We start from the raw sequence: 26706 nt of genomic DNA, 5'->3' as shown, positions 1-26706 counted from the left end.
CTGCCTTGCGTATGGCCCTACCGTCCTTGTACCCGTCGCGGGGGGCGCGTCGCTCGGGGTGTGGTGACCGGTCGTTTCGTGACCGGTCGTTTTTGTGGAGGGGAGGGTGCGCACCAGTACACCGAGACGCGGGTCACTGTGAGTACCCACCAAAGACATGACCCAGGCGTGTCACACGGGCGGTGTTCCCGTACTTTTCTCCAAGTGTTCGTCCGGTCGCCGAACCGGTATGACGGATCCGCCGCGCGGCCGACGCCGCGGCCGGCTCGATCGAGAGGGGGCCGTCGATGCGACTGCGCGCGCTTCTCGGCGATGGCACGACCGGCGTCGGCATAGCCGGCATCCGTCTGCTGGTGGGCGAGGGGGAGTTGGATCGTACGGTGCGCGCGGTGATGACCACCGACCTGCACGACCCCAGCCGCTACCTGACCGCCGGGGCCCTGGTGCTGACCGGGATGGGCTGGCGCTCGGGTCCGGCGGACTCGGACCGCTTCGTCCGGGTGCTGACCCGGGGCGGCGCCACCGCGCTTGCCGCGGGGGAGGCCGAGATCGGCGCCATCCCGGCCGATCTGGTGGACGCCTGCGAGCGGCACCACCTGCCGCTGTTCGCGGTCGAGGAGGAGTTGTCCTTCGCCCACCTGACCGAGTTCGTGGTCCGGCGGATCTCCGCCGAGCGGGCCGACGACCTGACCGCGGTGGTCGACCGGCATCGGCGCCTGGTCCAGGCGGCGGCCGGCGGGGCCGGGCTGGACGGGGTGCTCGGGCTGGTCGCGGCCGACATCGACATCCACTGCTGGGTGCTCTCGCTGACCGGGCGGCAGGCCGCCGCCGGCGGGCCGGACCTGGCGCCGGGGTCGCGGATCAAGCTGGCCCGCGCGCACTTCGCCGCCCGCGAGCGCCGGGCCCGGGTGCCGTTCCGGCACCGGGTCGACGGGCGCTCGTTCTCGCTGCTGCCGGTGCCCGAGGCGGGCGGGGCGGCCGACCCGGACGCGTGGGGCGACTGGTTCCTGGCGGTCGAGGACGACGTGAGCGACTGGCCCGACCGGCACCAGGCGCTGCTGGGCGAACTGGTCCGGCTGGTCTCGGTGGGCCGGGAGCGGGTCGAGGACGGTCGCCGGCACACCCGACGCCTGGCCGAGGACGTGCTGAACCTGCTCGCGACCGGCGCCGATCCGTTGGAGGTGGCGACGCGCCTGCGGGTGGCCGAGCCGGACGGGGGCGACACGTGGCACCGGCAGTTCGTCACCCTCACGCTGCCCGACGTGCCCGTGCGCGACGCACCCCGGCTGGCCCGGGTGCTCCTGGAGGAGGCGTTGGCGGATCGGCCGACGCCCGCCCTGGTGTCGGCGGCGGGCACCGGCGCGGTGGCGCTGATCTCGTGCGAGAGCGGGGACGACCGGGACGGCGCGGAGCCGGATCCCACCACGGGCCTGCTGCGCGAGCGGCTGGCCGCGTTGGACGGGCCCGCGACGGACGACCTGCGGGCGCACATCGGGGTGAGCGCCCGGGTGGCCCGCGCCGACGCGCTGCGCGGCGCCCTGGAGGAGGCCTGGCACGCGGGCCGGATCGCCGGGACCAGGACGGGCCGGATCGAGGTGGTCGGGCACGCCGAACTCGCCTCGCACGTGGCGCTGTTGGCCGCGGTGCCCGAGGACGTGCGCCGGGCCTTCCGGGGCCGCTTGCTGGAACCGCTGCGGGCGTACGACGCGAGCCATCAGGCGGATCTGATCGGCACGTTGGAGGTGTTTTTGGACTGCGACGGGTCGTGGACCAGGTGTGCCGCGCGATTGCACGTACACGTGAACACGCTGCGCTATCGGATCGGCCGGATCGAGGAGCTGACCGGGCGTCAGTTGGCTCGTCTGGAGGACAAGGTGGACTTCTTCCTGGCGCTGCGGCTGCGCTGAGCGGGCGCGAGCGGGCATACCGGCCGCCCGAGTTACCCGCACACGCGTCGAAATCGGGTCGGCCGGGTCAGCCGAAGGAGACCCCCGACGTGACCGGGACGACCGTGCCGGTGATCGCCCGGGCCCGGTCGGAGGCCAGGAAGGCGACCGCGTCGGCGATGTCCTCGGGACGGGTGATCCGGCGCAGCGCCGAGGACCGGGTCAGCTCGGCCCGCACCTCGCTCTCCGGCACCTCCCGGCGCGCGGCGATGTCGGCGATGTACCCGGCGAGTTTGGCGTTCTCGGTGTAGCCCGCGACGACCACGTTGACCCGGATGCCGTCCGGCCCGACCTCCTTGGCCAGCACCCCGGAGGCCACCTCCATCGCGGCCTTGGTCGCCGCGTAAGCGCCCAGCCCGACGAGCTTCGCGCGCGGCGCCTCCGAGGAGATCTGCACGATCGACCCGCCGCCGACCGCGCGCAGATGGGGCAAAGCGGCCCGGGAGACGGCCAGTACGCCCAGCACGTTGAGCTCGAAAGCGCGCCGGAACTCGTCCGGGTCCAACTCCTCCAGACGTCCCGCCGGGTTGTACGTCGCCACGTTCACCACCACGTCCACCCGGCCCGACTCCCGGGCCGCGGTGTCCACCAGAGCGCGGCAGGCGTCCTGGTCGGCCAGGTCGGTCGGCACCGCGAGCACCCGACGGCCCGTCAGCTGTCGGATCTCGTCCGCGAGTTCGCGCAGCGGTTCGGGGCGGCGGGCGGCCAGCACCAGGTCCGCGCCGTCGCGGGCCAGCGCCAATGCCGACGCGCGCCCGATGCCCGCTCCGGCTCCCGCGACGATTGCGACCCGTGCGTCCGGTTCCTCCGCCATCGACACCCCTTTCCCGTGCGTGAAATCCGCGACTCGCCACCCGTCCTATCGCACGGTGCTTTGCATTGCCATGATCATCCGGTTGGGTTACTGTGCGCGGCCGTTCGCCGCCGAAGCGTCAACCCGGCAAGCCGTACCGACACCACCGGAGGCACCGATGCCCACCGTCGTACTGATCGGAACGCTGGACACCAAGGGGTCCGAATACGCGTGGCTGGCCTACCGGCTGCGGGCCAGAGGCGCCGAGGTCCTGCTGATGAACGTCGGCGTCCTGGGCGACTCGTTGGCCCAGGCCGATGTACAGGCGGGCGAGGTCGCGGCCGCGGCGGGCACCGATTTGGAGGACCTGCGCACCCGCGCCGACCGGGGCGCGGCGACCACCGCGATGGCCGAGGGCGCGGCCTCGATCCTGCGCGAACTCTTCGAGCAGGGACGGGTGGACGGGGTGCTCGCGATGGGCGGCTCGGGCGGCTCGGCGATCGCGTCCCACGCGATGCGCGCGCTGCCGGTGGGCGTGCCCAAGCTGCTGGTGTCCACGATGGCGGCGGGCGACGTGTCGCCGTACGTCGGCGCGGTGGACGTGACGATGATGTACAGCGTCGTGGACATCGCCGGGATCAACCGGCTCTCCGAACGCATCCTGGGCAACGCGGCGGACGCGATCGCGGGCATGGCCGGCGGCTACGCCGAGGACCGCGCGGCGGTCGCCGGGGTGACCGGCGAGGGCCGACCGCTGGTGGCCGCGACCCAGTTCGGGGTGACCACCCCCGCGGTGGACGCGGCGCGCGAGCGGCTCAACGAACTGGGCTACGAGGTACTGGTGTTCCACGCCACCGGGGCCGGCGGCCGGTCGATGGAGAACCTGGCCGAGGGCGGCTTCCTGGCGGGGGTCCTCGATCTGACCACCACCGAGTTGGCCGACGACCTGGTCGGCGGGGTGCTCAGCGCGGGGCCGCGACGGCTGACCGCGGCCGGGCGGATGGGCTTGCCACAGGTGGTCAGCGTGGGCGCGCTGGACATGGTCAACTTCGGCCCCCGCGACACCGTTCCGCCTCGCTTCGAGGACCGGCTGTTGTACGTGCACAACCCGACAGTGACGCTGATGCGCACCACACCGGCCGAAAACGCCGAACTGGGACGGCGGATCGCGGCCAAACTGATCGACGCGACCGGGCCCACCGCGCTGTACCTGCCGCTGCGCGGAGTCTCGGCGATCGACGTCGAGGGCGGACCCTTCTACGATTCCGACGCCGATACGGCGTTGTTCGACGCGCTGCGCGCCGGCCTCGACGGGACCGCCGTCGAGGTGCGCGAGGTCGCGACGGACATCAACGATCCGGCGTTCGCCAAGGCGGCGGCGGATCGATTGCACGAATTGATCACGAAGGGACACGTGGACTGAGATGAACGGACGCGAGGCGCGGGGCCGACTGCGCACGACGGTCGAGCAGGGCGGCGTCGTGATCGGCGCGGGCGCGGGCACCGGATTGTCCGCCAAGTGCGCCGAGGCCGGGGGTGTGGACCTGATCATCATCTACAACTCGGGCCGCTATCGCATGGCCGGCCGGGGTTCGTTGGCGGGACTGCTGCCGTACGGCGACGCCAACGCGATCGTGGTGGAGATGGCGGGCGAGGTGCTGCCGGTGGTGCGCAGTACCCCGGTCCTCGCGGGGGTGTGCGGCACCGATCCGTTCCGGATCATGCCGCACTTCCTGGACCGACTCGCGGCCATGGGCTTCGCGGGAGTGCAGAACTTCCCGACGGTCGGCCTGTTCGACGGTGTCTTCCGGCAGAACCTGGAGGAGACCGGGATGGGCTACGACCTGGAGGTGGAGATGATCCGGCTGGCGGCGGAGCGCGGTCTGCTCACGGCGCCGTACGTCTTCGACCCCGAGCAGGCCCGCGCGATGGCGGCGGCCGGCGCCGACGTGCTGGTCCCGCACCTGGGGCTGACCACCAAGGGCAGCATCGGCGCGACCACCGCGGTCACCCTCGATCAGGCGGTGGAGCGGGTGCAGGAGATGCGCGACGCGGCCGCGGAGGTCAACCCCGACGTGCTGGTGCTGTGCCACGGCGGGCCGATCGCCGAACCCGAGGACGCGGCGTACGTCCTGGCCCACACCACCGGCGTGGTCGGCTTCTTCGGCGCCTCCAGCATGGAGCGCCTGCCGACCGAGGTGGCCATCACCGAGCAGGCGCGGGCGTTCAAGAGCATCACTCCGAGTGGGGGCGTCGCCACGGCGGGCGACACTCCGGCCCATCCGTAACCCACGCCCCCGGCAGCCAACGCGTGGCGCAAGCGCACGTCCGTCCGTCCGACCATCACGAGCGTGAGGACCCGGCATGTACAAGTTGACCGTGCTCTACGGCCACCCCGACGACCCGGCGGCGTTCGACGCCTATTACTGGGACAAGCACGTCCCACTGGCGCGCACCATGCCGGGACTGACCGGCTGGACCATCGGCAAGTGCGAGCCGGATCCGTCCGGCGCGGAGCCGCCCTATTACCTGGTGGTCGCGCTGTACGCGCCCTCGCGCGCGGAACTCGAGGCGGTGCTGGATTCGCCCGAGGGGCGGGCCACGGTGGCCGATGTGCCCAATTTCGCGACCGGCGGCGCGACGTTCCTCTGGGACGAGGAATGGGTAGTGGTTCCGGTAGAGCTGCCCGCGACGGAATAGCCCGTCGCTGACGCACGCGTGACCACGCGGCCGCGCACCGCGTACGCCGGACCGTGACCTGCAAGGACGGCGACAAATCGGGCAAATAGGTGTTATTCCTCCCTATGGGGGACGTCACAAACCGCCCGAAATGTTTGCCAACCCGGCGAACCGGTGCGTAGCTTCGTGGTTGTTCGCACAAGCGAACTCCCCGGGCGGTACGCCGAATCCTGCCGCCGCCCGAGGGAAGCAGTCGATATCGACTGGCGGCAGGAGCGGGGGAACCAAGTGAGCCGACATCGGCACTGCCGATGCCTGGGGTGAAGCCATGCCTGTGACAGGCGAGGCCGGGCCAATCGTCCGAACCCGACAGCTAACTTCGTAGGCGCCCGACGAGGTAATCAATGACCTTCCGTGCCATCACCGCTCCGGTTCGTTCGCTCTCTCGTGGCCGTCGCGCCGGCATCGCCGTCGCCGCCGGTGCGGGTCTCGTCCTTCCCCTCGTGGGCATGGCGGGCAGCGCGAACGCCGCGACTTCGTCCACCTGGGACTCGGTCGCCCAGTGCGAGAGCACCGGCAACTGGAGCATCAACACGGGCAACGGCTTCTCCGGCGGTCTGCAGTTCACCCCGAGCACCTGGAACGCGTTCGGCGGCAGCCAGTACGCGGCCAGCGCCGCGCAGGCTTCCAAGGCGCAGCAGATCGCCGTCGCCGAGCGGGTCCTGGCGAGCCAGGGCCCGGGCGCCTGGCCGGTCTGCTCCGTGAAGGCCGGTCTGGGCAAGGGCGGCAACCCCAACGCCACGGCCGAGTCCTCGACCACCGGCAAGACCAAGTCCTCGGTCGAGCCGAAGGCCGCGCCGGCGTCCGAGGCCAAGCCCGCGACCGGCAACGCGCCGAAGCTCAACGTGCAGCCCAAGCAGGACGTCGCCAAGCAGGACGCGCCGAAGTCGGCCGCGACCGAGCGGGCGTCGGGCTCCGGCACCTACACCGTCAAGTCCGGTGACACGCTGTCCGCGATCGCGGCCAAGCTCGGTGTCAAGGGCGGCTACAAGGCCCTGCACACGGCCAACGCCGGTGTCATCGGCGACAACCCGAACGTGATCGCCGTGGGCACCAAGCTCGCCGTCTGATCCACCCTCACCACGTGGGCCCCGCCGAACACTTCGGCGGGGCCCACGTGCATGTGGTCATGCTCGGGTGGGCTGTTGGGCGGACTGGGCCGGCAACGTGACGGCGGGGTCGGTGGGTTCGGCGGGAGCCTTGCCGCCCGCGCGGCCGGTGTGGTTGAGCAGCAGGTTGAGCACGACCGCGATGATCGACCCTGCCGAGATGCCGGACTCGGCGATCATGGCGACCTTCTCCGGGAACGCGTGGTAGAAGTCCGGGAACGCGATCGGGAAGACGCCGAACGCCAGGGCGACCGCCACGATCAGCGCATTGGAGCCGGCGTTCAGATCGGCCTTGCCCAGAGTGCGGATGCCGGCCACCGCGACGGTGCCGAACAGGACCACGCCCGCGCCGCCGAGCACGGGCTGCGGGACCAGCGCGACCAGGCCGCCGACGATCGGCATCAGGCCCATCAGGACCAGGAAGCCGCCGCAGACCGCGACCACGAACCGGCTGCGGATCCGGGTCAGCGCGACCAGTCCGATGTTCTGCGCGAAGGCGGTGCAGGCAAAGCCGTTGAACACGCCGCCGAACGCGGTGGCCAGGCCGTCGGCACGCAGCCCGCCCGCGATGGTGCGGTCGTCGGCGGGTTTGTCCACCACCTCGCTCAGCGCGATGATGTCGGCCGTCGACTCGGTCATGCACACGATCATCACCACGAGCATCGACACGGTCACCGATACGTCGAACTGCGGTGCCCCGAAGGCGAAGGGCCGCGGCACCTCGAACACCGCGAGCCCGCTCAGCGCGTCCCCGTCCACCCGGTCGAACGGGATGGCCAGTAGCGTGCCGACGAGCAGCCCGAGCAGGATCGCGACGCGCTGCGCGAATCCGGTCAGCACCCGATGCAGGACCAGGATCGCCACCAGCGTCGCGGCGGCGAGGCCCAGGTTGGTCATCGAGCCGTAGTCGGCCGCCTTCCGGTCGCCGCCCTGCGCCCAGTTGCCCGCCACCGGCAGCAGGGACACGCCGATCAGGGTGATCACCGTCCCGCCGACCACCGGCGGGAAGAAGCGGACCAGTCGGCAAAAGACCGGGGCGAGCACGAAGCAGAACACGCCGGCGACGATGGTCGAGCCGAAGATCACCGGCAGTGTCGCGTCCTGCTTGGCCGCGGCCACCGCCAGGATCGGCGAGACCACCGCGAAGGTGACGCCGTTGACGAACGGCAGTCGCGAGCCGATCCGCCAGAAGCCGATCGTTTGGAGCAGCGTGGCCAGGCCCGCGATCAGCAGGCTCGCGCCCAGCAGCGTGGTCGTCTCGGCGGGGGGCAGGCCGAGCGCGCCGCCGATGATCAGCGGCGGGGCGGCGACGCCGGCGTACATGGTGGCCACATGTTGCAGGGCGCCGACCAGCATGCGCCCGGGCGGCAGGACCTCGTCGACGGGATGCGTGGTCGCCTGCGCGGATCTTCCGGTGATTTTCCAGCCCATGTCCGTGCCTCCACATGCGGGTGCCGTCGCGGGGACGGTCCGGCCCATTGGCGTACGGGATCGCAGGTTCGGGCAGCGGGAGTGGATGCGGATCCGGGGCGTTCCCCCGACCGACCGTTTTCGTGATGCGGAATCAACATTCCGTTGAACAGAACGAGACTGTAGGGAGGGGTCGGATCGGCGGTCAATAGCCACAGCTGTCGGCGGCTCGGTCGGTGAACCAGTGATCGCATTCTCAACTTATTCGGGCAAAACGCACTGGAGACGATAAGATTGCGTTTGAATCGGCCTTGCCACGTGAAATTCTTTTGACATAGGTTCGCCTGGCCGTGGTTCCTGCGTTTCCCTGAGGGGGTTTCATGTCCGACATGACCCGCGTAGCCGTCCGTACCGCCGTCGACCACCCACAGTGGCCGGTGCTCAAGGAAGCCGTTTCCGACCTGCGTCCGCTTCAGGCCAAGGACGGCTCGATCGAGCCGTCCGGGCACGCCGCGGCCCGTCTCCTGGTCGCCGACATCACCGCCGCCATCGCGGCGCTCGCCCCGCTGTTCCCGTACGACGAGGCCTACCTCGACGCCGTCGTGGCCGATTTCCACCGCTGGGCCGAGGCCGACTTCGCTCGTCCGGACTTCCTGGACTCGCTGGTCGCCTTCCGCCCCGAGCAGAACCGGCGGGACGGTCTGGAGCACCTGGTGGTCTTCCCGATGACCACCCAGAACGGCAATCCGAACCGCAACGTCGAGGCGGTCCTGCTGCGCGTGGTGTGGCCGCAGTGGCTGGCCGACCTGGAGGCGACGCGCTACGACAACGCGATGTTCGTGCCGCTCGCGTTCGTCGACTTCACCGACGGATACGACACCGACTCGGCGGTGCTCTTCCCCGAGACCGTGGCCGTCCGCGAGGTCCCCAGGTTCACCTGGGGCGGCATCTTCTGCGACCGCGAGGCGGCCCGCTTCCGCCGGGTCGGTACCGCCGCGGCGGACACCCTCGGCCTGGAACTGCCGCCGGAGGCACAGGCGTTGGTCGAGAGCCAGCAGCTCGCCCAGAACGCGTTCGTGTTGTGGGACCTGATCCACGACCGCAGCCACATGCGCGGGCACATGCCGTTCGACCCGTTCATGATCAAGCAGCGCATGCCGTTCTGGATGTACGCCCTGGAGGAGCTGCGCTGCGACCTGACCGCGTTCCGCGAGGCGGTCGCGCTGTCCGCGGAGGGCGAGCCGACCGCGCCGCTGGTGCGCTACGCGGTGATCTTCGACCGCTTGTTCCGCTTCCCGGTCACCGGTGGGCGGGTGCGCAACTACGACGGGCTCGGCGGGCAGCTGTTGTTCGCCTACCTGCACCGCGCGGGTGTGCTCGACTGGTCGGACAACCGGCTCACCATCGACTGGGACCGGATCACCGACGCGGTGCTCGGTCTGTTCGACGAGGTGGACCGGCTCTACCGCGAGGGTGTCGACCGGTCGAAGGTCGGCCACTGGCTGGCCGGCTACCGGTTGGTCGCCGAGTATGTGCCGTCGCACCCGGGGTCGGTGTGGGCCAAGGGGACCGCCGCGCTGCCGATGGACGGCCCGCCGAAGGCGCTCGTGGACGCGGTGCTGCCCGACGAGTTCCCGCTGAGCATGTTCTACGAGGCGCTGAACCGGCGGCTGCGCGACGTGATCGCGTCCACGCGCGGGATCACCGCCGACGCCCCGCCGGCGGGCCCGATCGAGGCGCCCGAGCGGGAGGCCGCGGTGTCGTGACCGTGCGCATGCGACGGACGCGACCGACGTGATGGGTGCGGCAGGCGCCCACCGGGGTACGGGGCAGGACGAACGGCACGTGAACGAGGAGTCGCAGTGATGAACGGTCTCGAAGGCGCGGTGATCGCGGTCGCGGGCGCGGGTGGACCCACCGGGCGAGCGGTGCTCGAACGGCTGGTCGGCGCCGGCGCCCGGGTGTACGGCGCGGACGCGAACGCCGAACGATTGCGGGCGAGCGTGGACGCCGCGCCCGGAGCACACGGCGCGGTGGTGGACCTGCTCGACCCGGACGCCACCCGCCGCTGGGCGGAGGAGGTCGAGCGCGAGCACGGCCGGGTGGACGGGCTGGTGCACCTGGTCGGCGGCTGGCGCGGCGGCAAGAAGTTCGGCGACAACTCGCTCGACGACTGGGCCCTGCTGCACAACCTGCTCGTACGGACCCTCCAGCACACCACGCTGGCCTTCCACGAGGCGCTCGCGCGCAGCCCGCGCGGCCGGTTCGTACTGATCTCCGCCGCCGCGGCCGGACAGCCGACCCAGGGCAACGCGGGCTACGCCGCCGCCAAGGCCGCGGCGGAGACCTGGACCCTCGCGCTCGCCGACGCGTTCACCGACACCGAGGCGGCGGCCACGATCCTGGTGGTCAAGGCGCTCGTCAACGACGAGATGCGCGAGGCCCGCCCCAACGCAAAGTTCGCCGGATTCACCGACGTCGCCGATCTCGCCGCCGAGATCGCGGGTCTGTGGAACACCCCGGCCATCGACCTGAACGGGAAACGACTGTGCCTGAACGTCCCCTGACCCCGCGTCACGACCCCGATGCGCGCGGTTTCGCCAGCGACAACTACGCGGGCATACATCCCGAGGTGTTGGCCGCCATCGGCACGGCCAACGGCGGACACCAGATCTCCTACGGCGAGGACGTCTACACCGAGCACCTGACCGAGGTCTTCCGCGCCCACTTCGGCGAACGCGCCGAGGTGTTCCCGGTGTTCAACGGCACCGGGGCCAACGTGGTCGGCCTGCAGTCGATGACCGACCGATGGGACTCGGTGATCTGCGCGGCCACCGCGCACATCAACGTGGACGAGTGCGGCGCGCCGGAGAAGGTGGCGGGCCTGAAGCTGCTCACCGTGGCCACCCCCGACGGCAAGCTCACCCCCGAACTCGTGGACACGCACGCGTGGGGCTGGGGCGACGAACACCGGGCCCAACCGCGGGTGGTCTCCTTCGCGGAAAGCACCGAACTGGGCACGGTCTACACGGTGGACGAGATCGCCGCGTTGGTCGCGCACGCGCACGACCACGGCATGCTCGCCCACCTGGACGGCTCGCGCCTGGCCAACGCCGCCGCCGCGCTGGACGTGCCGCTGCGCGCGCTGAGCACGGACGTGGGCGTGGACGTGTTGTCCTTCGGCGGCACCAAGAGCGGCCTGATGTTCGGCGAGGCCGTGGTCGTGCTCAACCCGGACGCGGCGCGCGGCATCAAGTATCTGCGCAAGGCGGCGATGCAACTCGCGTCCAAGATGCGGTTCGTGTCGGTGCAGTTCGAGGCGCTGCTCTCGGGCGACCTGTGGCTGCGCAACGCGCGGCACGCGAACGCGATGGCGGCGCTGCTCGCCGAGAAGGTCGCCGACCTGGACGGGGTGACGCTGTCCCGGATGCCGCAGGCCAACGCGGTGTTCGCGGTGCTGCCGACGGATGTGACCGAGCGGATGCAGAAGCGGTTCCGGTTCTACACCTGGGACGAGTCGATCGGCGAGGTGCGCTGGATGACGGCTTTCGACACCACCGAGGCGGACATCGAGGCCTTCGCGACCGCGCTGGCCGAGGAATTGGGCGCGCGCTAGCCGAACGGGCGCACGGCGGGGGCGGGTCGGGGCGGGTGCCCCGGCCCGCCTTCCGCGTAGTGCCGGGACTTTGTCGGGTCGACCTCGAAGTGGTGCCGGTTTCCGGCCGGTTGCGGACTTCTTTCGGGGTGCACGGCTCGGCGAGGGCGTGTTCGCCTCGGGTGCCGGATCGACGGCGGCAGGTGCTAAAGTCGCCGACCCAGGTGATCGGAGCGCGCCGTCGTGGACCTGCGAAAGCCCTACCTCGCCGAGCACTTCGCACCCGTCGCCGACGAGATCGACCGGCGCGACCTGAAGGTCCGGGGCACACTTCCGCCGGAGCTGAACGGTCGCTACATCCGCAACGGGCACAACCCGCGACCCGGTGACGTGCCGTCGCACTGGTTCCGGGGCAGCGGCATGCTGCACGGCATCCGGCTGCGGGCCGGTCGGGCCGAGTGGTACCGCAACCGGTGGGTGCGCACCCCCGCGTGGAACGGCGCGCCGTACGTGCGCGCGGACGGCAGCGTGGACCTGACCGCGAGCATCGCCGGCACGCACATCGTCGAACACGCCGGTCGGCTGCTCGCGCTCCAGGAGGCCAACCTCCCGTTCGAGGTGACCCGCGAGTTGGACACGGTGGGCCCGTACGACTTCGCCGGAAGCCTGACCACCGCGATGACCGCGCATCCCAAGACCGATCCGGGCACCGGCGAACTGCACTTCTTCGGCTACTCGCCGACCCCGCCGTATCTCACGTACCACGTCGCGTCGCCCCGGGGGCGGATCATCCGCAGCGAGGTGATCTGCGGCGCGGGGCCCTCGCTGATGCACGACTTCGGCCTGACGCGACGTCATGTGGTCTGGCTCGACCTGCCGGTGGTGTTCAACCCGGCCGAGTCCTCCGGTGTGCCCTACCGCTGGAGTGAGTCCTACGCGCCCCGGATCGGCGTGATGCCGCGCACCGGCCCTGCCGTGCCGACCTGGTTCGAGGTGTCGCCGGGGATGGTGCTGCATGTGGCCAACGCGTACGAGGACGCGCGCGGTCGGATCGTGCTGGAGGCGCCGAGGTTCGATCGGGCCGCGTGGGAGACGAGTTGGCGGTGGTGGGTGGGCGCGCCCGGCTATCCCGAGTCACCCGTGGTCGGCGCGATCTCGCACCGATGGATCCTGGACCCGGCCTCGGGTGTCGCGGGCGAGCAGGAACTGGACTCGCTGGTCGTCGAGTTCCCCACGATCGACGCCCGCGCGGTGGGCCGGCCGCACCGATTCGGCTACGCGTCGGCCTTTCCCGGGGCGGGGCTGCGCGAGTACGCGATCGTCAAGTACGACCGGGTGAGCGGGGAGCGGTGGATCGCCGGGCAGGGGCGCGACCGTATGCCCGGCGAGGCGGTGTTCGTGCCGGCCGAGGGTGGCACCGCCGAGGACGACGGCTACCTGCTCACCGTGGTCGGTGATCTTGCCCGAAACGCCTCGGAGTTGCTGGTGCTGGACGCGCGCAGGATCACCGCGCCCCCGATCGCGGCCGTCGAACTGCCGCGCCGGGTGCCGGCCGGCGTCCACGGTTCGTGGATTCCCGACCCTGACGGATCGGTTGCCGACGGCTGAACCCGATCACGGTGATCTCCGTGCTCTACAGTCCGAGCAGCGTGCTCGGGAGGGCCGGGCGCCGGGTGGGGTGGGAGTGCGATTCGGGTGGGTGCGACCAGGCTGCTTGCGGTTCTGCTGTTCGTCGGCACGACGGCGTTGGGCATCGTGCTGTATTTCGTCGAGGACACGTCACTGGCGGATCTGCTTTCGCTCGGGGCGGGGGCGGTGTGTCTGTTCTGGCTGATCCTGGTGCTGACCGCGCCGTGGAACCTGTACTTCCGGGCCCAGCGGGTGATCACGGAGATCGCGATCAGCCGGGAGCGGGGCCTGGCGGTGCCGGAGGGGCGTGACGTCGAGGCCCGGCGGATGGCCCGCCGACTGCTCTGCGGCGCGATCGGCGCACACGTGCTCTCCGCCGCGGTGATCGCGCTGATCACCTGGATCTCCGGTGGTGTGGTGGGCTACTGGTTCGCCGGGTTCTACCTGCTCAGCACCCTGTTTCGACCCGGTCAGGCGTATGCGGAGCACCTGTCCCAGCGGCTGCGCACCATGCTGCGCGAGGTGACCCACCCCCGCGACGACGTGCTCGCGGTCAGCCAGGACGTCACGGCGCTCAAGGCCAAGGTCGAGGCCCTGGAGACCCGCACCAAGGAGTTGCTGGAGAGCATCGAGCAGCTCAAGGAGACGACGGTCTTCGCGGCGACCGACACCACGAGGCGCTTCCAGGAGGCGGACCGCAAGGTGGACGCCCTCGGCCGCCGCTTCGAGGACACCATCAGCCGGTTGACGGACAACCAGGAAGTCATCTCCGGCATCAAGGCGTTCCTGCGGCTTTTGCGCACCGAGCAGAGCTGACCTGGCCGTTCGGCCTACTCGCGTCCGGTGCTCACCGCCAACGCCGTCTCGCGCACGTCCGGATCGGGATGGGCGCGCAACACGCGGAGAAGGGCCCGCCATGCGATCGGCCAACCGGCGGCGGCGCCGACGGTCCGGACCAGCGTGCAGCCGAACAGCCCCGCCGCCGGTACCGGCGGGCCGTTATGCGGACCCGTGCGCTCGGGGTGCCGTCGATTATTGCGTCGTTCGTGCTGCTCCCACCTGGGAGGATGGGCGCGTGTACGGGTCGGGTGAGGTTGATGGCGCGGGGTTTCCCGGTGCGGCGGTCGGGCTTTTCGAGACGCACGTCACCGTGGGGACCCCGGATGTGGACGGGTTGGTTCGGTGGGCCGCCGAGGCGGGTCTCGGGGTGACGCACATCGTGTTGGCGCGAGGGCGGAGCGTGTCGCAGCCTATGGTCACCGAGCGGGCCACCACCACCCTGCCGGCGGCTCGGGAGCGGGCCGCGGAGTTGGCCGATGTGTTGGCGCGGGGCGGGCATCGGGTGACGCGGACCAAGATCGAGGTGGCGCCGTCGCATCCGGGGGTGCCTCGGACGGACGCGCGGGCGCGCGAGCTCGGGCCCGGGATGTATTTCGAGCATCACGTGAAGCTGGTGTTGGCCGAGGGTGCCGCCGAGTCGGGCGGGTTGACGGCCGAGGTGCTGCGCCATGGGGCGCATCTGTCGTACAACGCGCGACGGGTGCGGGTGGACGGGCGGGCCGAGCGGTTCGTCACGCAGCGCTGCCACGGGGTCGGGGACGTGGCGGCCACCCGGGCCGCAAAGGACCTGGTGGCCGCCCTGGCCGGGTACGAGATCGCCTCGGTGGAGCGGGAGTTCGTGGTGTACGACGACAACGGGTCGCTGGATGACGGCTGGTTGGGTGGGCGGTCAGGGTAGGAGCACGTCCAGGAACGGGTTGGCGAAGACGCGACTCGGGTCGTACTTGTTCAAGGTGGCGCGGGCCGTGTCGAAGTTCGCCGTCGTGGGCAGGCCCGTGCGGAACGCGTTCGGGATGCGGCCGGTCACGGCGGCCGTGTCGGTCCAGGCGCCGCCCGCGCCGTACGCCCAGCCCTTGGACCACTCCGGGCGGACACAGGCGTAGTCGCCGGTGTAGTTGGCCCAGATCCAGGAGTCCATCTCCCGGTAGAAGTCGTGGTTGGCGGGGGTGCCGGGCAGGGTGGCGACGTCGAGCCAGACCACGGTGTCCCATTCGGGATGGTCGGGGCGCGGGCGGGCGGCGGACAGGGTCGGCTCGACCGCGTTCGCGACCACGACCTCGCTCGCCCGGTCCACGCCGGTCACCCGCAACTCGATCGGACTGTTGCACGGATACTGTCCGTTGGCCTTGTACGCGCTCAACAGGCCCGTGTAGCGCGTGAAGAACTCGTTGAGCACCCGTTGCACGTTCGCGCGCGCGGTCAGCACCGCCCAGCCGCCCTCGTGGATGCGCAGCGTGGTCGGTTCGACGAAGAGCTGGGTGTTCTTCGACCAACCCCAGATGTCCCAGGTCCAGGTCACGATCAGTCCCGAACCGACCACCGCCATCTCCGCGTTGGTGAACACCTCGGTGCCGCCGACGTTGCCGGTGGCGATGTCGGCGAGGAACTTCGCCTGGTCCTCGGTGACGAAGTTGGCGAACGTGTACGGGTAGGGCGCGTTGATCTGGGTCGACACCCACGGCTTGCTCGGCGCGACGCTCCACACCTTGAGCCACGGCACCGTGGTGAACGGGAACCAGATCACCTCGACCCGGCCGGAGTCGCGCAGGTAGTCGGCGAGTTTCCTGCCGGAGCCGCCGGGCGGGCCGAGCAGGGTGCCGATCTGGTCGTGGTAGAAGTTCTGGCAGCGCAGCCGTTGGTTCGTGTTGGTCTGGAGGGTGACCTCGGTGACGAAGGCCCGGCCCAGGTGCACCAGGAAGGGGCCGATCTCGGGGTTGTCGCGCCGGAAGCTCTTCAGGACGTAGGCGCCGGCCGCCGGATCCCACACCACGGCCGTCAGTGCCGTCACCAGGTTGCTCAACGTGCCGTAAGTGCCGCCCTGGGGCAGGGTTTCGCCCGGTGTCGGGATGCCGCTGCCGTGTGCGCCGATGGCCAGCACCCCACCCACGCTCAGCTTGCCCGGCGCGGTGGTGGCGATCATCCCGCGACCGGCCTCCTCCAGTTTGGTCAGCAGGCGCTCGATGCTGCATCCGGTCTCGACGGTGACCGTGGTGGGCGAACCCGGGTTGATCACCAGCGAGGTCAGGTTTCGTGTGGTGTCCACCATCAGGGTGCGCGAGGTGTCCGCGCCGGGCGGGATCAGGATCGGCGACCAGTTGTGGCTCATGCCGCGCGGGCGGAGCCGATAGCCCTTGGCGCGTGCCCAGTTGGCCAGGGTCACCACGTCGGAGGGGTGCGCGGGGACCGCCGTCCAGACGTCGTCGGCGCGCATCTCCCCGGACCAGTTCCGGTATTGCTGCACGCCCAGCGTGATGCCGGCCGGGAAGTCGGGCGGGGCCGGCGGCGCGGTGGCCCCTGCGGCGGGGATCAGGCCGACGGGGGTCCACTGTGCCGCGACGAGCGCGGCGCCGGCGAGGCCGCCGAGCACCGCGCGGCGGGACGGGCTCGGGTCGGGGCCGGGATTCGGGTTCGGGCGGTTCGGGTTCGGGTGGTTCGGTCGGGGCATCAGGATGCCTTTCGGGGCGTCCCGAGGGCCTGCAGCCCGGGGGAATTCGACATGCGGAATCGGTGGCTCCGGTTCCGGAAGATCGATCTGCTGCGTGCCGAGGAGCGAGGTGGAGCGGTGCTGTCGAACACCACGGCGCGGGAGCGGAGAAACGGATCCGGGCGCCGTGCGATGCCGTGCCGGTGCGGGCCGTGCCGGGCGTGCCGAGGCGGCGGGTTCGGGGTGGTTCCGAAACCCGGGGCCGGTCGGTCGAACGGTGCGACGCGGCTGGCCCGAGGGTCCATCCGGGGGCCGCGCAAGTCAACACCGAAAGGTGGGTGACACGTGTCGAGGATCGAGAAGCCGGCGCGGCCGGATCCTCCGGGTATCAGCCGGTTTCGGGGCGTGATCCCGTCAGTACTCCCGGTGTCGACGCGGGGGTGGAATCCGAGCGATCGTGGTGATCCGAACGGCCCGAACGCTCCGCGTGCTCCGGGCGGTCCACGTGCTCCGGCGCGGGCCGACCCGCCTTCGAGCGATCCCGGCCCGACCGCTCCCGAGCCGGGCGTACCGGACGCGCGCGCGACACCCACGCGACCCCGCTCGGCGGCTCGACGGACGCGGCCCCGGGCTCGGCTCCGTCTCCGGCTTCGGCTTCGGCTTCGGCCGAAGTCTCGGCCCGTGGCCGCTCGTTCGGGTCACCCGGCGCACCGGAATCCACGGCCGTCGTCGCGCCGGCCCCCACGGACAACCGCGCGTCCAACGCGAAGCCCCCATCCGCCCGCGGCCCCGCCCGGAACGTGCCCCCCGTCAGCTCGATCCGCCGATGCAGCCCGACCAATCCCGTGCCACCCGCGCCCAGTTCGATCTCGGGCGGCCGGGTGGGCGCGGTGTTCGTCACGGTGATCCGCAACTCGTCGTCGGTGTGCCGCACCAGGACCCGGACGAAGGCACCCGGTGCGTGCTTGTGCACATTCGTCAGCGCCTCCTGGACCACCCGATACGCGGTGCGCACCACCACCGGCGAGGCCGGCCGGGCCGTACCCTCCACCTCCAGGCGCACATCCACCCCCGCCGCCGCCGACTCCTCCACCAGCGCCGACGCGTCCAGCACCGCCGGTTCCACCGGGGCGCGCGCGTCACGCTCCCGCGCGGCGCGCAGCACCGAGACCAGATCGCGCAGTTCGGCCAGCGCCTGACACCCGGTCGAACGCAGGTCCTCCGCCGCCCGCCGGGTCGCGTCGTCGACCGCCCGGGAACGCATCGCGCCCGCCTGGAGGACCATCAGGCTCACCCGGTGCGTGACGATGTCGTGCATGTCCCCGGCCAGCCGGTTGCGCTCCTCCTCCCGTGCCTGTTCGGCACGCAACTCCTGTTCACGCTCGGCTCGTTCGGCACGCTCGCCGAGGGCCGCGATGAGCCGGCGGCGTGAGGCGATGTAGAGGCCGTAGCACGCGGGAGTGAGTGTTCCGAAGGTGTTCCCGGTGTTGTTGGCGAGATCCCGCCAATCCCAAGGCTGCCACGTGGCCAGGCACAGGACGCCGATCAACAACCACATCCGCCGGCGGTCGCTCACGTAGACCGCGACCGCGTAGGCCGCCAAGAGGGCGCCGAAGGACTGGCCCTGCAGCAGCGTGGGCGCGATGACCGCGACGCACACCTCGGGATGCCGGCGTCGGACGATCAGGATCAACCCGGCGATCACCTGGGCCACGTACGTCAGCCACGCGTTCGCGACGTCCGCACCCGACTCGTGCAGGTGCACCGCCAGGGCGATCGCGGGAACCAGCGGCCCGACCACGATCGCCACCGTGAGGTCGAAGGCGAACGAGCGTCGGGCCTGCGGCCAGGAGGGGAACGGGCGGCGGATCGACTCGGCGGCGGAGCGAAAAGTCACGGATGCCACCGTAGCCGGCCGCACCCGGCGCGCCGTCAGCCCAGCGGAGGAGAGCACGCGTGGTACCTGAGGCGCGATCCACCCCCGGTGCGGGCCGCCCCGGAACCGTCCCCGACGACTCCCGACCACGCGAGTGACCCATGTAGTCCCCCAGAGCTACCCGCAGGGTCCACTCCCTGGCGCGACGCGGGCTACGGACGCCGATTCCTAGCTTCGAGTCCGGAACTTCGAGGACGGGAGCGGGAGATGCGTGGTCGGCTGCGAATGGGCCTGGTCTCGGTGCTGGTGGCGGCCGGGCTGACCGGACCCGGCGTGGGCGCGGCGGAGGCCGCCGCGGCGGCCCCGCCGACGCTGCCGGCGATGTCCGCGACCACCCTGGGCGAGCGCTACACCGCCAACCAGCGGGCCATCGCCGACGCGGCCGGGCTGGCCCGGGGCACCGGACACACCGGCCGGGCGGACAAGCTGGCGCGGATGGCCGACCCGGCCCGGACCTTCCTGTCCTTCGACGGCCGCGCGGGCCGGGTGCGCGCGGTCGAGGTGGTCGGCGACCTGGCCGCCGCCGACCGGATCGCCGTCCTGGTGCCGGGCGCCGACACCGACCTGGACCACTTCGACACGCGCGGCGACAAGCCGTACTCGGCCCCCGGCGGCGGCGCCCGCGCCCTGTACGCGCAGATCCACGCCCAGGACCCCACCGCCCGCGTCGCGGTGATCGCCTGGCTCGGCTACTCCCCGCCGCACACGATCAGCCTCGACGTGCTGACCACCGGCCGGGCCGAGGCCGGCGCGCGCGAGTTGCGCCGCTTCGTCGCCGGGTTGTACACGATCGCGCCCGCCGCGCAGGTGTCACTGCTGTGCCACTCCTACGGCTCGGTGGTGTGCGGGCGGGCGGTCTCCACGATCGACGTGGCCGACCTCGCGGTGTTCGGCAGCCCCGGCCTGGGTGTCGACGACCGGGACGACCTGGGCACCGGCGCCCGCGTCTGGGCCGGTCGCGGCGGCTCGGACTGGATCGACGTGGTGCCGCACGTCAGCATCCCGTTCTTCGACACCACCGTCGGCTTCGGCGCGGACCCGACCTCGCGCGGCTTCGGCGCCCGCGACTTCGCGGCCGGCGGCGGTGGCCACTCGGACTACCTGCGGCCCGGCGGGCGGGCCCTGTCCAACCTCGCGCTGATCGTACGAGGCCGCGCGACGGAGGTGACCCATGGCTGAATCGGGCGTGCTGGTACGCCGGATCGAGCAATCGACCCCCGCCGACCGCGAGCGGGAGGTGGACGGTCTGCGGGCGTTCGCCATCCTCGGCGTGGTCATCGGCCACTGGATCGTCACGGGCGTGTCCGCCGGCGCCGACCACTGGCGGACCGACAGCCCGCTGCGCCGGCTGCCGGACTTCGCCCCGGCCACCTGGCTGCTCCAGCCGCTGGCGGTGTTCTTCCTGGTCGGCGGGTACGTCGGGGCACGCTCGTACGCCCACGCGAGGAGCCGGCGCACGTGGGCCCGGCGGCGGATGATCCGGCTCGGCCGACCGATCGCCGCGCTGCTCGCGGTGTGGACCGTACTCATCGCGCTGCTCGCCGACTTCGTGCCCGGCGACACCCTCTACACGCTCGGCAGGCTCGTGCTCTCCCCGCTGTGGTTCGTGCTCGTCTACGCGGGCCTGACCCTGCTCACCCCACTGGTGGTCCGCCTCGGCCGGGCCGGACCGCCGCTCGCGCTCGCCGTGGTCGCCGCGGTGGACCTGACCAGGTTCGGCGCCGACGGGCCCGCCGCGCTCGGCTGGGTCAACGTGCTCGCCGGCTGGCTGGTCCCGTACGGCCTCGGGGTGCTCTGGGCCGGTCCGCATCGGGCCCGGATCGAGCGACTGGGCGGTCCGCTCCTGGTGGTGGGCGCGCTCGGCTGCGCCGCGCTGATCCGCTGGGGCGGCTATCCGGTCAGCATGGTCGGCGTCCCGGGCCAGGCGATCTCCAACCTCAACCCGCCCACCCTCGCGGCGGTCGCCTTCGGTCTCGCCCAGTGCGGCCTGGCACTGCTGGTCCGGGCCCCGCTGCGCCGGGCGCTGAGCCGGCGTCCGCGCACGTGGGCGGCGGTGGCGCTGGCCAATCTGGCCGCGATGACGGTGTTCCTGTGGCACCAGAGCGCGATGCTCGCGACCACCGCGGTCGGCATCGCCCTCGGCGGACTGCCCGGCCTGGGCACCGCGCCCGACGGACTGCCGTGGGTGGCCGCGCGGATCGGCTGGATGCCGGTGTTCGCCGCCGTGCTGCTCGTGTTGTGGACGGTGTTCCATCGGTGGGAGGCCGCCGGCAAACGATCGCGGGGCGCCTCGGCGGCCTCACGTAGCTCCCGAGAGTGACATCCCGGATCAACCGAGCCGGGGACGCCGGGCCCCGGGCCTGGCCCTAGCCTGCTGTGGATGAGCACGAAGGCAGGCGGATCGGGCGGGCCGGACATCGACGTCGCGCATGGGGCGGGCGGCGCCGAGACCTCGACCACCGGCCGGGCCGGCGCGGCCCGCCGGGTGCGGCGGGGGTTGACCACACTGCGCGACGACCTGTTCGACGCCCGGGTCCGCACGGAGCGCCCGCCCGCCCCGTTCAGCAGCCGCGCGGTCGCCCTGGCCCTGCACTACCTCACCGTGGTGCTCGTCGTGGGCATCCAGGGGGCGGTGTTCGCCGGCTATCCCGGCGTGTCCGGCGGGGCGGCCTTCGCCCTGGGCCTCGCCACCGGGGTACCGATCCTGCTCGCGCCACAACGACCGATCGTGGCCTGGTGGATGTCGCTCGGCTCGACCGCGGTGTGCGCGCTGGCCGCCACGCCGGACGGGTCCGGCGGAGCCGGCGGCATGCAGTGGCCGTGGAGCGCGGTCGGCGTGGTCGCCCAGGTGGTGGTGATGGCCCATGTCGCCTTCCACACCCCGGTGCGGATCGTGCTGGAGACGTGGGTGTGCACCGCGCTGCTCGGCGTGGTGCTGGTGCGCAACGCGCAGGACGACCCGTCGCGCTGGGACACGATGCCCGCCGTGGCGCTGCTGACCGCGACCGTGATGATCGTCGTGGTCGCCTTCCGGGGCCGCAGCGACGCGCGCCGCGAACTCGCCGTACAGTCCGACCTGACCGCCACCGAGCGGGAGCGCAGCGCACTCCTGGAGGAACGTGCGCGGATCGCCCGCGAGTTGCACGACGTGGTCGCGCACCACATGTCGGTGATCGCGATCCAGGCCGAGGCGGCCCCGTACCGAGTCGCCGACCCGCCACCTGAGTTGGTGCGCAGCTTCGTCACGATCCGGGCCAACGCGGTCGACGCCCTGGCCGAACTCCGCCGCGTGCTGGGCCTGTTGCGCACCGAGAGCGACGACGAGGGAGCGGTGGCGGTGGACCGGGACGGGCGGCCCGCCCCGCTGCCGACGCTGGAGCGACTGCCCGAACTGATCGACAACGTGCGCGCGGCCGGGATGACGGTGGAGCGGGTCACCGTCGGCGCCCCGCGCCCGCTGCCCCAGGGCGTCGACCTGTCCGCGTACCGGATCGCCCAGGAGGCGCTGAGCAACGCGCTGCGCCACGCCTCCGGCGCGCGGGTGCGGGTCGAGGTCGCCTACGTGCCGACCGGACTCGGCCTGCGCGTACACAACGAACCGCCGCCGCACCCGACGCCGCCCGCGCGTGACGGCTCCGGGCAGGGCGTGATGGGCATGCGCGAGCGGGCCGCGATGATCGGCGGCACCCTCGAGGCCGGGCATACTCCCGAGGGCGGCTACCACGTCGAGGTCTTCCTGCCGACGGACGGGCAATGACGCCGTCCACCGGTGGGTGCGCCGAGACACCCGCCATGGACCGCGACCACGACCGAACGGTAGGGACACGATGGCCATCCGCGTGCTGATCGCCGACGACCAGATGCTGGTGCGCGAGGGCTTTTCGGTCCTGCTCGGCGCCCAGCCCGGGATCGAGGTCGCGGGCGAGGCGGTGGACGGACGCGACGCGGTGGCACAGGTCGCGGCGCTGCGCCCGGACGTGGTGCTGATGGATGTACGGATGCCGGTCCTGGACGGCCTCGCGGCCACCCGCGAGATCACCGCCGATCCCGACTGCGCGACCCGGGTCCTGGTGCTGACCACGTTCGATCTGGACGAGTACGTCTACGAGGCGCTGCGCGCGGGGGCGAGTGGGTTCCTGCTCAAGGACGCGTCGGCGCGGCAACTCGCGGACGCGGTAAGGGTGGTGGCGGCCGGTGAGGCGCTGCTCGCGCCGACCGTGACCCGGCGGCTGATCGCCGAGTTCGCCCGGCTCGGCGGTCCGGGCGCCGGCCCGCGCGCGCGGGTCGAGCAGCTCACCGAGCGGGAGACCGAGGTGTTGTCGCTGATCGCCCACGGGTTGTCCAACGCGGAGATCGCCGCGCGGTTGGTGATCGGGGAGCAGACGGTCAAGACGCACGTCAGCCGGCTGTTGGCCAAGCTGAACCTGCGCGACCGCACGCAGGCGGCGGTGTTCGCGTACGAGAACGGCGTGGTGCGGGCGGGCGAGCGCCGCTGACGCGGGGGTTCAGCCGCCGTCGGTGGTGCGCGGGTAGGTGTCGATCAGCCGGGTCAGGTGGGTGCCGGCGAGCAGCAGCGGCTCCTCGCTGCGGGTCACCTGGGCGGCCAGTTCGGCGCCTTCCAGCGTGCTGATCACGGTGTGCGCGAGTTCGCGCGCGTCGGTCTCGGCCAGGCCCGCCTCGATCAGCTTGGCGAGCACCGCCTCCCGCCAGTGCGCGAACGCCTCGGCCGCGGCGGCCTGGATGTCCGGCAGGCCGGCGGCCGTGCCGAGCGCGGTCGCGGTGACCGGACAGCCGTCGACCCAGTCGGAGGCGCGCAGCCCCTCGGCCAGACTCCGGGTGAGCGCGCGGATCGCCGCGCCCGGGTCCGGCTCGGCCGCCAGTACGGCGCCCAGGATGTCGACGAACTCCGCGTCCCCGTGTCGGATCGCGGCGACCGCCAACTCCTGCTTGCCGCCCGGGAAGAAGTGGTACATCGAGCCGAGCGTGGCGCCGGCCTCGGTGGAGATCTGCTTGATCCCGGTGCCGTCGTAGCCCTGCCGCTGCATCAGCCGCGACGCCGTGCGCACGATGCGCTCGCGGGTGCCGAGCGGGGCCGCCCCGGCGGCCTCGGACGGATCGGGTCGGCTCTGCCGCGTCTTGGTCTGCACGGGCCGAGTCTACCGAATAGAGCGTTCGCTCCAGAGGAGTGCTACGTTTCTCTCACTGGATAGAGCGTTCGTTCTAGTCCGGGCATCCCTTTGCTCATATCGCGAAAACGGGAGTACTCATGGGCGACAAGCAGGCGGTCACGGTCATCGGTCTCGGTCCGATGGGGCAGGCGATGACCCGCGCGTTCCTGGCGGCCGGCCACCCGACGACGGTGTGGAACAGGACGGCGAGCAGGGCCGACGCGCTGGTGGCCGAGGGGGCCGTACGGGCCGACACGATCGAGGCGGCGCTGGCCGCGAACGAGCTGGTGGTGCTGAGCCTGACCGACTACGCGGCGATGTACGCGCTGCTCGAACCGGTCGCCGCGGCGCTGGCCGGGCGGGTGGTGGTCAATCTGAGCTCGGACACCCCGGAGCAGGCCCGCAAGGCGGCCGCGTGGGTGGATCGGCACGGCGGCCGGCAGCTGACCGGCGGGGTGCAGTCGCCGCCCTCGGGCATCGGGTCGCCGGAGATGTCGACCTTCTACAGCGGCCCCGCCGACGTCTTCGAGGCACATCGGGACACGCTCGCCGTACTCACCGGCACCGACTACCGGGGCGCCGACCCGGGTCTGGCCGCGCTGCTCTACCAGCTCCAGATGGACATCTTCTGGACCTCGATGCTCAGCGCGACGCACGCCCTGACGGTGGCCCGGGCGAACGGCATCTCGGCCGAGGAGTTCCTCCCGTACGCGTCCTCGACGGCCGCGTCGGTGCCGGATTTCCTCGCCTTCTGCGCGCCCCGCCTGGATGCGGACGACCACCGCGGGGACATGGACAACCTGGCGATGGGCGTGGCGAGCGTCGAGCACGTGCTGCACACCACGCGCGACTCGGGCGTGGACACCGCACTGCCGGCCGCGGTCCTGGAGATCTTCCGCCGGGGGATCGCGGCCGGGCACGCCGGGGACAGCTTCACCAGCCTGACCGAGGTCTTCCGGTCGAGCCGGGGGTGATCCGCGATGCCGGCAGGCCCCGGCGCAGCGGCAGGACACAGCGCGGATCCGGGACGCGCAGCGCCACGCCGAGGGGGCGCAGTGTGCCGGTGCCCGGGGTCCAGGCGAACGCGGTGACCGCGTCGGCGTCGGGGACGGCCGCGTACAGGACCCGGCCGACGAAGGCCAGGTCCTGCGGTGCGGCGCCGCCGACGGGGAGGTCGGACATCGTATGCGGGGCGCCGGTGGCCAGGGTGGTGATGGTGCCCGGGCCGCGGTTGGCCGCGTATACGTGGGCCCCGTCGGGCGCGGTGACGATCGCGGACGGCAGGCCGGGCGCGGCCAGCGGGTGGCGGGTGAGGTCGGGCAACGCCAGGATCACCGGGTCGAGTTCGCCCAGCAGCCAGCGACCGGACAGGTGCCGGGGGCCGGTTCCGGGCGGCACGGGCCGCGTGGCGAGCAATTGCGGCCGGTCGTCGGCGAGTCGGTAGGTCAGCAGCGCGTCGCCGCCGAGGTCGACCACGGTGAACGTGTCGGTGTCCGCGAAGACGATCTGGTGCGGATGCGCGGCGGATTGCCGGCTCGCGACCACGCCGGAGCCCGACCCCGGCAGTGGGACGGAGGCGGCCACACCCGCGAGCGCGCCGTCCGGGGCGAGCCGGTGTACGACCAGGTCGCCGCTGCCGTAGTTGGCGGTGACCAGTCGGCCGCCGTCGGGGGAGACCGCGAGATGGCAGGGGATCGCGCCGTGCGACGGGGCCTGTTGCCGGATCCGGGCGCCGTCGGTCGTCGCGATCACGGTGATCGTGCCGACCGGCGCCTCGTCGACGCCGTAAACCAGGTCGAGACGTGGATGGGCGGCGGCGTACGCGGTGCGGACCGGGGCCGGCCGGCCGGCCGGGGTCAGCACGCCCGTGTCCGGGTCGGCGGCGCAGACCAGCGTGCCGGCGCCGCCGACCAGGACCGGCACCCGACTCGGCGGCACGGGGTGAATTCTCGCCGAGTCGGGTGGCATCGCGGCATCCTGACGGCTCATCAGAACGCGTCCGCCGGCCAGTGGATCGCACCGGGGGCGGTGATCGTGGCGCGCACCCGGGCCCGGTCGCTCTGGATCGGCCGGGCCAGCCCGAACGTGGTGTGCCCGGTGCTCAGGTCGGCGAGTACCGCGCCGACCGCCCGGGTCAGCGCCGCGTCGATCGGCACGTGCAGCGTCACCACCGTGCCGGGGCCGCCGAGTTCGCACGCCGCCGCCCGCAACAGCGCGGGCAGCGCGTACGGGCGGCCCGGGCCGAGCGCGAGTTCGAGCACGTCGCCGGTGTCCGGCCGGACCACCACGTAGTCCCCCTCCTCGGTGACCAGCACCCGGCTCGGCGGCGCGTACCAGTGCGGGAAGCGGTGCGCCCAGTCGGCCGCGGAACGCACCGTGGTCAGCGGCCGGTCGGAGTTCCACGCGGCGTGCGTGGCGACCATCCGGGGCAGGTCGGCGGGGGCGGCCGGGCGCACCCGACGATCCCCCCACGCCGCCTCGGGGCCGGCCACGCCGCGCAGATACGGGGCCGCGAAGGTCTCCCAGCCGGATCCCGTGTACACCCCCGGCGTGCCGCTGAACATCAACGACCACGCACAACCGTGGCGCGTCATGTCGTCGACGGCCAGGCCGAGCAGCCGCCGGATCAACCCCCGGCCACGGGCCCGCGGCGCACTGGCCACGCTGCCGACGCAGCCGACCGTGTCCACCCCGCCCGCCGGATTGCGGATCGGACGGGGCTGCCAGTGCACGACGGCGTCGATCCCGCCGTCGTCGCCGGCGGCCACCAGGGTGCGCGGATGCCGGCCCGCGTCGCGCGCGTACAGCGCGGGCAGATCGGGCGCGTTCGGGAAGGCCACCGCCCACAGGGCGCGGAGCGCGGTTTCGTCGGCCGTGGTGCTCGGGCGCAGCCGCAT

23 protein-coding genes and 1 riboswitch are annotated in these 26706 nt (G+C 72.2%); of the genes, 16 read left to right on the top strand and 7 right to left on the bottom strand.

The features are described 5' to 3' along the window. Nucleotides 1-287 precede the first annotated feature (287 nt). Nucleotides 288-1907: a PucR family transcriptional regulator gene (locus tag ACFRCG_RS14460; protein ID WP_380031422.1), complete on the top strand. Its 1620-nt coding sequence runs from the start codon at nt 288-290 to the stop codon at nt 1905-1907. A 67-nt stretch (nt 1908-1974) separates the two neighbouring features. Here ACFRCG_RS14460 and ACFRCG_RS14455 read toward each other — a convergent pair whose 3' ends face one another. After that, a complete protein-coding gene (locus ACFRCG_RS14455; RefSeq protein WP_380031420.1) occupies nt 1975-2760 on the bottom strand; it encodes an SDR family NAD(P)-dependent oxidoreductase in 786 nt (261 codons plus the stop codon). A 157-nt stretch (nt 2761-2917) separates the two neighbouring features. Between ACFRCG_RS14455 and ACFRCG_RS14450 the strand changes: the two genes are divergently transcribed. The 4 genes from ACFRCG_RS14450 to ACFRCG_RS14435 all read left to right on the top strand — a co-directional run bounded on the left by ACFRCG_RS14450 (nt 2918) and on the right by ACFRCG_RS14435 (nt 6548). Further along, nucleotides 2918-4162 carry a Tm-1-like ATP-binding domain-containing protein gene (locus ACFRCG_RS14450; protein WP_380031418.1) on the top strand — a complete coding sequence of 415 codons (1245 nt, stop codon included), beginning with the start codon at nt 2918-2920 and terminating at the stop codon, nt 4160-4162. 1 nt (nt 4163) lies between these two features. Further along, complete coding sequence (locus ACFRCG_RS14445; RefSeq protein ID WP_380031416.1) at nt 4164-5027, top strand: phosphoenolpyruvate hydrolase family protein; 864 nt, start codon at nt 4164-4166, stop codon at nt 5025-5027. Between the two features lie 76 nt (nt 5028-5103). Further along, on the top strand, nt 5104-5439 hold the full coding sequence (locus tag ACFRCG_RS14440) for an EthD family reductase (protein ID WP_380031414.1): 336 nt from the start codon (nt 5104-5106) through the stop codon (nt 5437-5439). A 195-nt stretch (nt 5440-5634) separates the two neighbouring features. Continuing rightward, nucleotides 5635-5822, top strand: a riboswitch (cyclic di-AMP (ydaO/yuaA leader). Further along, the gene (locus tag ACFRCG_RS14435) at nt 5823-6548 is read left to right on the top strand and encodes a transglycosylase family protein (RefSeq protein ID WP_380031412.1); all 726 of its coding nucleotides are present in this window, start codon (nt 5823-5825) and stop codon (nt 6546-6548) included. It abuts the riboswitch before it with no gap. Between the two features lie 57 nt (nt 6549-6605). Here ACFRCG_RS14435 and ACFRCG_RS14430 read toward each other — a convergent pair whose 3' ends face one another. After that, on the bottom strand, nt 6606-8018 hold the full coding sequence (locus ACFRCG_RS14430; RefSeq protein WP_380031410.1) for a nucleobase:cation symporter-2 family protein: 1413 nt from the start codon (nt 8016-8018) through the stop codon (nt 6606-6608). A gap of 359 nt (nt 8019-8377) precedes the next feature. On the opposite strand from ACFRCG_RS14430, the gene ACFRCG_RS14425 reads away from it, so the two are divergent. The 6 genes from ACFRCG_RS14425 (at nt 8378) to ACFRCG_RS14400 (ending at nt 14959) form a co-directional block, all read left to right on the top strand. Then, nucleotides 8378-9763, top strand: a complete 1386-nt coding sequence (locus ACFRCG_RS14425; RefSeq protein ID WP_380031408.1) for a DUF6421 family protein — start codon at nt 8378-8380, stop codon at nt 9761-9763. Between the two features lie 99 nt (nt 9764-9862). Beyond that, entirely contained in the window at nt 9863-10564 is a 702-nt protein-coding gene (locus tag ACFRCG_RS14420) for an SDR family NAD(P)-dependent oxidoreductase (protein WP_379998318.1), read from the top strand. Beyond that, nucleotides 10546-11613, top strand: coding sequence for a threonine aldolase family protein (locus ACFRCG_RS14415; RefSeq protein ID WP_380031407.1), 1068 nt, complete (start codon nt 10546-10548; stop codon nt 11611-11613). Before ACFRCG_RS14420 ends, ACFRCG_RS14415 begins: the two co-directional genes overlap by 19 nt. Nucleotides 11614-11835: 222 nt before the next feature. Then, a complete protein-coding gene (locus ACFRCG_RS14410) occupies nt 11836-13200 on the top strand; it encodes a carotenoid oxygenase family protein (RefSeq protein ID WP_380031405.1) in 1365 nt (454 codons plus the stop codon). Nucleotides 13201-13287: 87 nt separating this feature from the next. Further along, nucleotides 13288-14037: a hypothetical protein gene (locus ACFRCG_RS14405; RefSeq protein WP_380031403.1), complete on the top strand. Its 750-nt coding sequence runs from the start codon at nt 13288-13290 to the stop codon at nt 14035-14037. A 424-nt stretch (nt 14038-14461) separates the two neighbouring features. Next, entirely contained in the window at nt 14462-14959 is a 498-nt protein-coding gene (locus tag ACFRCG_RS14400) for a hypothetical protein (RefSeq protein ID WP_380031401.1), read from the top strand. On the opposite strand, the gene ACFRCG_RS14395 is transcribed toward ACFRCG_RS14400, so the two are convergent. After that, a complete protein-coding gene (locus ACFRCG_RS14395; RefSeq protein ID WP_380031399.1) occupies nt 14951-16726 on the bottom strand; it encodes a cholesterol oxidase substrate-binding domain-containing protein in 1776 nt (591 codons plus the stop codon). The genes ACFRCG_RS14400 and ACFRCG_RS14395 overlap by 9 nt on opposite strands. 367 nt (nt 16727-17093) lie before the next feature. Then, nucleotides 17094-18602, bottom strand: a complete 1509-nt coding sequence (locus ACFRCG_RS14390; protein ID WP_380031397.1) for a sensor histidine kinase — start codon at nt 18600-18602, stop codon at nt 17094-17096. A gap of 246 nt (nt 18603-18848) precedes the next feature. On the opposite strand from ACFRCG_RS14390, the gene ACFRCG_RS14385 reads away from it, so the two are divergent. The 4 genes from ACFRCG_RS14385 to ACFRCG_RS14370 all read left to right on the top strand — a co-directional run bounded on the left by ACFRCG_RS14385 (nt 18849) and on the right by ACFRCG_RS14370 (nt 23137). Further along, the gene (locus ACFRCG_RS14385) at nt 18849-19820 is read left to right on the top strand and encodes an alpha/beta hydrolase (protein ID WP_380031395.1); all 972 of its coding nucleotides are present in this window, start codon (nt 18849-18851) and stop codon (nt 19818-19820) included. After that, entirely contained in the window at nt 19813-20961 is a 1149-nt protein-coding gene (locus tag ACFRCG_RS14380; protein WP_380031393.1) for an acyltransferase, read from the top strand. Before ACFRCG_RS14385 ends, ACFRCG_RS14380 begins: the two co-directional genes overlap by 8 nt. 60 nt (nt 20962-21021) lie before the next feature. Further along, entirely contained in the window at nt 21022-22398 is a 1377-nt protein-coding gene (locus ACFRCG_RS14375) for a sensor histidine kinase (RefSeq protein WP_380031391.1), read from the top strand. Nucleotides 22399-22468: 70 nt separating this feature from the next. Further along, entirely contained in the window at nt 22469-23137 is a 669-nt protein-coding gene (locus ACFRCG_RS14370; RefSeq protein WP_380031389.1) for a response regulator, read from the top strand. A gap of 9 nt (nt 23138-23146) precedes the next feature. On the opposite strand, the gene ACFRCG_RS14365 is transcribed toward ACFRCG_RS14370, so the two are convergent. Further along, a complete protein-coding gene (locus ACFRCG_RS14365; protein ID WP_380031387.1) occupies nt 23147-23788 on the bottom strand; it encodes a TetR/AcrR family transcriptional regulator in 642 nt (213 codons plus the stop codon). A gap of 119 nt (nt 23789-23907) precedes the next feature. On the opposite strand from ACFRCG_RS14365, the gene ACFRCG_RS14360 reads away from it, so the two are divergent. Further along, complete coding sequence (locus tag ACFRCG_RS14360) at nt 23908-24783, top strand: NAD(P)-dependent oxidoreductase (RefSeq protein WP_380031385.1); 876 nt, start codon at nt 23908-23910, stop codon at nt 24781-24783. Here ACFRCG_RS14360 and ACFRCG_RS14355 read toward each other — a convergent pair. Next, the gene (locus ACFRCG_RS14355) at nt 24743-25798 is read right to left on the bottom strand and encodes a lactonase family protein (protein WP_380031383.1); all 1056 of its coding nucleotides are present in this window, start codon (nt 25796-25798) and stop codon (nt 24743-24745) included. The two genes, ACFRCG_RS14360 and ACFRCG_RS14355, sit on opposite strands and share 41 nt — an antisense overlap. After that, nucleotides 25798-26706, bottom strand: coding sequence for a GNAT family N-acetyltransferase (locus ACFRCG_RS14350; RefSeq protein ID WP_380031381.1), 909 nt, complete (start codon nt 26704-26706; stop codon nt 25798-25800). Before ACFRCG_RS14350 ends, ACFRCG_RS14355 begins: the two co-directional genes overlap by 1 nt.

The organism is Embleya sp. NPDC056575, assembly GCF_042793325.1.
Taxonomy (GTDB): Bacteria; Actinomycetota; Actinomycetes; order Streptomycetales; family Streptomycetaceae; genus Embleya.
This window is presented reverse-complemented; position numbering and strand designations above follow the sequence as displayed.

Coding starts and splice junctions, on each gene's coding strand:
- ACFRCG_RS14460 (WP_380031422.1), top strand. CDS start 288: ATGCGACTGCGCGCGCTTCTCGGCGATGGCACGACCGGCGTCGGCATA.
- ACFRCG_RS14455 (WP_380031420.1), bottom strand. CDS start 2,760: ATGGCGGAGGAACCGGACGCACGGGTCGCAATCGTCGCGGGAGCCGGA.
- ACFRCG_RS14450 (WP_380031418.1), top strand. CDS start 2,918: ATGCCCACCGTCGTACTGATCGGAACGCTGGACACCAAGGGGTCCGAA.
- ACFRCG_RS14445 (WP_380031416.1), top strand. CDS start 4,164: ATGAACGGACGCGAGGCGCGGGGCCGACTGCGCACGACGGTCGAGCAG.
- ACFRCG_RS14440 (WP_380031414.1), top strand. CDS start 5,104: ATGTACAAGTTGACCGTGCTCTACGGCCACCCCGACGACCCGGCGGCG.
- ACFRCG_RS14435 (WP_380031412.1), top strand. CDS start 5,823: ATGACCTTCCGTGCCATCACCGCTCCGGTTCGTTCGCTCTCTCGTGGC.
- ACFRCG_RS14430 (WP_380031410.1), bottom strand. CDS start 8,018: ATGGGCTGGAAAATCACCGGAAGATCCGCGCAGGCGACCACGCATCCC.
- ACFRCG_RS14425 (WP_380031408.1), top strand. CDS start 8,378: ATGTCCGACATGACCCGCGTAGCCGTCCGTACCGCCGTCGACCACCCA.
- ACFRCG_RS14420 (WP_379998318.1), top strand. CDS start 9,863: ATGAACGGTCTCGAAGGCGCGGTGATCGCGGTCGCGGGCGCGGGTGGA.
- ACFRCG_RS14395 (WP_380031399.1), bottom strand. CDS start 16,726: ATGCCCCGACCGAACCACCCGAACCCGAACCGCCCGAACCCGAATCCC.
- ACFRCG_RS14385 (WP_380031395.1), top strand. CDS start 18,849: ATGCGTGGTCGGCTGCGAATGGGCCTGGTCTCGGTGCTGGTGGCGGCC.
- ACFRCG_RS14380 (WP_380031393.1), top strand. CDS start 19,813: ATGGCTGAATCGGGCGTGCTGGTACGCCGGATCGAGCAATCGACCCCC.
- ACFRCG_RS14375 (WP_380031391.1), top strand. CDS start 21,022: ATGAGCACGAAGGCAGGCGGATCGGGCGGGCCGGACATCGACGTCGCG.
- ACFRCG_RS14370 (WP_380031389.1), top strand. CDS start 22,469: ATGGCCATCCGCGTGCTGATCGCCGACGACCAGATGCTGGTGCGCGAG.
- ACFRCG_RS14360 (WP_380031385.1), top strand. CDS start 23,908: ATGGGCGACAAGCAGGCGGTCACGGTCATCGGTCTCGGTCCGATGGGG.
- ACFRCG_RS14355 (WP_380031383.1), bottom strand. CDS start 25,798: ATGAGCCGTCAGGATGCCGCGATGCCACCCGACTCGGCGAGAATTCAC.
- ACFRCG_RS14350 (WP_380031381.1), bottom strand. CDS start 26,706: ATGCGGCTGCGCCCGAGCACCACGGCCGACGAAACCGCGCTCCGCGCC.